The sequence below is a fragment of the Synechococcus sp. R6-10 genome, assembly GCF_047461815.1.
Classification (GTDB): domain Bacteria; phylum Cyanobacteriota; class Cyanobacteriia; order Thermostichales; family Thermostichaceae; genus Thermostichus.
The window spans coordinates 1-3,893 of the sequence record NZ_JANSHW010000329.1; the positions used below are offsets into that span (position 1 = coordinate 1).

Below are 3,893 nucleotides of genomic sequence, written 5' to 3' on the forward strand. Positions count from 1 at the left end.
CCGCGTGCGGGACAAGCGCATCTTCCTGAGTACCACCAACGGCACGCGCAGCCTACAGCGCCTGGAAGGGATCCCAGTGGTGATTACAGCAGCCCTGGTGAACTTGGGAGCCGTGGTGGATTTTCTCAGACGGGGCTCCTTTGCCGAGGTGTGGCTGGTGGGATCCGGGTGGGAAGGGGCCTTTTCGCTGGAAGATACTGCCTGTGCCGGAGCCATCTTGCATCGCCTGGGCTGCTCTTTGAACCAGTTGGGCAACGACGAGACCTTGGCAGCCTTGGCCCTCTACCAAACTTGGCAGGACGATCTGCTGGGTTTGTTGAGACGCTCTAGCCACGGGCAACGGCTATTGGGTCTGGGGCCGGAAAACGATAAGGATCTGGCCTACTGTGCCGATCTGGATCGTCTCTCGGTGGTGCCCCGACAGGTTCAGCCTGGGGTTTTGGCCAGTGGCGGGTAGATTCTGGACAGGTGGAGCGACCTGTGGATCCCACCACCCTCTGAGCTGGAAGTAGGCGGCCATTGTCAGCATGGGCTGGATCTCAACAGGCCGGGCGTAGGCTTGGGGATCCTTCCCCGGCAGAGCTGGTCTGCAGCTAACCTGCTTGTGCCGTGTCGGGAGCGATGCCCAGCGCTTTCTGGTGCAGCCACGCCTGCCATTCCCCTGGGATCAGCTTGTTGTTAAACGCATCGCCAGAAACAAACATATCCCGCTGATTCTGGGCCAACACAAAAATGGAGCGGCGATCGAAATGGGAAGTGAGCTTGTAGAGGGTGTAGGGGCCTTCTGAGTAGAGGGTCAGAGTTTCCTGATCCAGGCCATGGCGGCTGCTTTGGCCGTAGGCCCGCAAGACCATGTTGATCAATCGCTCATAGTGCATAGACCGTAGATCGGCTAGAAAGCTCCACAGAACACAGACAGACTTAAGGTAAGGATGGAAACCGCTGCCAAGGCCCAAGCAGCTCAAGTTAACTCAGCATAACAAATCCTCTTGGATTGCTAGGCAACGCCAACGCGAATGAACAAGATGGGATCCGCACCCATGCAGCGTCAAATGCAGCAGAAAAATGCGGTAGAACTTAAGGCAAGCCATCACGCAACCCTCTTGCACAGGCAGCCCCCCCATGGCCAACATGGCGCCCCGCCCACCCCACCCCACAGAGCCTGTCCGCATTGGCATCGTCGGCGCTTCCGGCTACGGAGGGGTACAGTTGGTGCGGCTGCTGAGCGAGCATCCCGGCGTGCAGATCACCTACCTGGCCGGGCAAGACAGTGCCGGCAAGCGCTACGGGGATCTCTATCCCCAGTTGGCCCAGGCCGTGGATCTGACCGTTCAGCCGGTAGAGGTGGATCGCATTGCCGCCAACAGCGATGTGGTGTTTTTGTCTCTCCCCAATGGGCTGGCTGCTGAGCTGGCTCCGCCTTTGCTGGCCAAGGGGTGCAAAGTCTTGGATTTGTCGGCAGATTACCGCTTTCGCAACCTGGCCACCTACCAATCTTGGTACCGCATGGGTCAGACGGATCCCAACTGGCCCAGCCCTGCCTATCGCCAGGCCAATGAGCAGGCGGTCTATGGGTTGCCGGAACTTTATCGCGAGGCGATTGCCCAAGCCCAACTGGTGGGCTGTCCCGGCTGTTATCCCACTGCCTCATTGTTGGCGGTTGCTCCTCTGCTGCGGCAGGGGTTGGTGGAGCTGGACAGCCTCATTTTCGATGCCAAATCCGGCGTTTCGGGGGCAGGTCGTACCCCCAAGGTGGGATCCCTGTTTGCCGAAGTGGACGGCTCTCTGGCAGCCTATGGAGTGGCCCAGCACCGCCATACGCCCGAGATCGAGCAAGCTTGCACCGACCTGACCCACACCCCCATCACCGTGCAATTTACGCCCCATCTGGTGCCCATGGTGCGGGGGATCCACGTCACCTTGTATGCCACTCTGCGGGATCCCGGCTTTGTGGGGGAAGATTTGCTCACCATTTACAATGCTTTCTATCGCCAATCTCCTTGGGTGAAGGTGCTGCCGCGGGGGGTTTACCCGCAAACCAAATGGGTCTCCGGCACCAACACCTGCATGATCGGGGTGGAGGTGGACAGCCGCACCAACCGCGTTATTGTCCTGTCGGTGATCGATAACCTGATGAAAGGGCAAGCCGGGCAGGCAGTGCAGTGTCTCAACTTGATGATGGGATGGCCGGAAACGTTGGGTTTGCCTCGGCTGGCGTTTTACCCCTAGCTATAATGCCGGTAATCCCCTTGAGGCCGGTTCTGTCCATGTCTGAACCTCTGGATCCCGCTTTCCATTCCGAGCCCCAAAATGCCTCGCCCAGCGCAAAGGTTGCCTCAGATGCCGTCAATGGCGCTGCTGAGGGCCTGAACTGGGAGGAGCTGTGGCGGCAGCTGGAAGCGGGCTGGCAGGATCTACCCCGTCGCTCCGAAGAGACGGTGCAACAGACCCTGGCTCGCCTGCAACTGGAGTGGGGCGGGCTGTGCCGAGAGGCGCGGGATCGGCTGCAAAGCGCTCTGGAACAGTCGAGAACGGCAGGATCCCCAGAGCCCATCCACCGAGAGCTGCAAGCGCTCTTGCCCCTGCTTAACCCCTGCCAATGGGAAGTGGTCATTGGCTCTTTGCGGCAGGCTGCGGATCGCGCCTGGGTGGCCAGCTTGCTGTATCACGGCTTGCAGGAACCGGCCCATCCAGATGGGATCCCTTCTTGGGCTCAGACGCTGACCTCTGACCAACGCTCTGCTCTGGAGGCGATGAGTGCCCGTGCCTATGGCAACAGCCGCCTGCCTTTGGTGATGGACAAAAGCGGCCAGATTCAAGTAAAGGCCTCAGCCGCCTTGTTGGCCGCCTTGATCGCCATCGAGATCGGCAGTGTGGGTTCGGCAGGTGCCTTGTCCTTGCTGGGCACACCGGAGCTGCGCAAGCTCTTGAATGCCGAGGGCAAGCTGCGGCGAACCGGCTTAAAACAGGGACGAACTGCCCTCACAGAAGAAGAATGGCAAACGCTGCGCCGTTGGCTGGATCCCAAGGGATCTCCTCCCGACTGGTATCTCAATCTCACTCAAGTGGGGATCCAGACCACCCAAGTGGGGGACTATGCGGCACGGCGGCTGCGGGAGTTTTTCCAGAGTGAGTGGATCAAGCTCGTGATCCCTCCCTTGTATCACCTGGTCATCGATGCAGTGCGGCTGCTGACGGGAGAAGTGTTTCTCAGTGTGGGCACCACCCTGGAATCGGCTTTGGAATCGGCAGAGGCAGGGCGGCGACTGGAGTTGGTGCTGCAAGCCTTGCCCCAGGCGCGGAACATTCCCAGACCCGACCGGATCCAAGCTGCCATCCCTGCTGTGGTGGAAGCTGCCGAGAAAATCCTCAGACCCCTGCTGGCCCGCCAGTTAATGACGGTGGCGGACATCTTCGATCCGCCCATTCGCAACGAGAGCCTAAATGAATTGGGGCGGCAGCTCAACCTGTGGAACCCCTTCCAGTTTCTGCTCACCTGGAGCACGGCCGGCTGGCTGGAGGCCCTTCTGGATCAGATCAGCGAGTTGCAGCAGACCTACCCAGAAATGCCCCTGTGGGAGAGCTATCGCCAGGGCCTTGAAACGGCAGTGCAAGCTCCACGGGTGATGGATCAGGCGGAGGCTCTGCGTCTAACGGCCAAGAGTCTGGATCCCAAGTTGGATCCTTTGGAAGATTGAACTGATGATGCATAGGGAAGAAAATTTCCTACAGCATCCACAAAGTGAGGCTGGCAGGCTAGGTGGAATCTTTTCTACGCCAAAGACAAATCTGCACGGGTTGTAGAGGGTGGCCGGCGGACTGGTCTGATACATTTACGCTGAACACTGCTGAACATCACTGTTCAACTATGCAGCGATAGCATTCTGTTTGTT

At 59.3% G+C, this 3,893-nt stretch carries 4 protein-coding genes; 3 read left to right on the forward strand and 1 reads right to left on the reverse strand.

Annotated elements, in window-relative coordinates:
• Positions 1–457: 2-phosphosulfolactate phosphatase (locus tag NW837_RS09730; RefSeq protein WP_414331089.1), on the forward strand; the 457-nt coding region annotated here is incomplete at its 5' end.
• 136 nt (positions 458–593) lie between these two features.
• Here the strand turns inward: NW837_RS09730 and NW837_RS09735 are convergent.
• Positions 594–878 (reverse strand): hypothetical protein, encoded by a 285-nt coding sequence (locus NW837_RS09735; protein ID WP_011431955.1) that lies wholly within the window; start codon positions 876–878, stop codon positions 594–596.
• Positions 879–1,122: 244 nt separating this feature from the next.
• On the opposite strand from NW837_RS09735, the gene argC reads away from it, so the two are divergent.
• Together argC and NW837_RS09745 are read left to right on the forward strand one after the other, a co-directional pair.
• Positions 1,123–2,229 (forward strand): N-acetyl-gamma-glutamyl-phosphate reductase, encoded by a 1,107-nt coding sequence (gene argC / locus NW837_RS09740; RefSeq protein WP_011431956.1) that lies wholly within the window; start codon positions 1,123–1,125, stop codon positions 2,227–2,229.
• Between the two features lie 38 nt (positions 2,230–2,267).
• Positions 2,268–3,698 (forward strand): hypothetical protein, encoded by a 1,431-nt coding sequence (locus NW837_RS09745; RefSeq protein WP_414331092.1) that lies wholly within the window; start codon positions 2,268–2,270, stop codon positions 3,696–3,698.
• Positions 3,699–3,893 lie beyond the last annotated feature (195 nt).

Coding starts and splice junctions, on each gene's coding strand:
- NW837_RS09745 (WP_414331092.1), top strand. CDS start 2,268: ATGTCTGAACCTCTGGATCCCGCTTTCCATTCCGAGCCCCAAAATGCC.
- argC (WP_011431956.1), top strand. CDS start 1,123: ATGGCCAACATGGCGCCCCGCCCACCCCACCCCACAGAGCCTGTCCGC.
- NW837_RS09735 (WP_011431955.1), bottom strand. CDS start 878: ATGCACTATGAGCGATTGATCAACATGGTCTTGCGGGCCTACGGCCAA.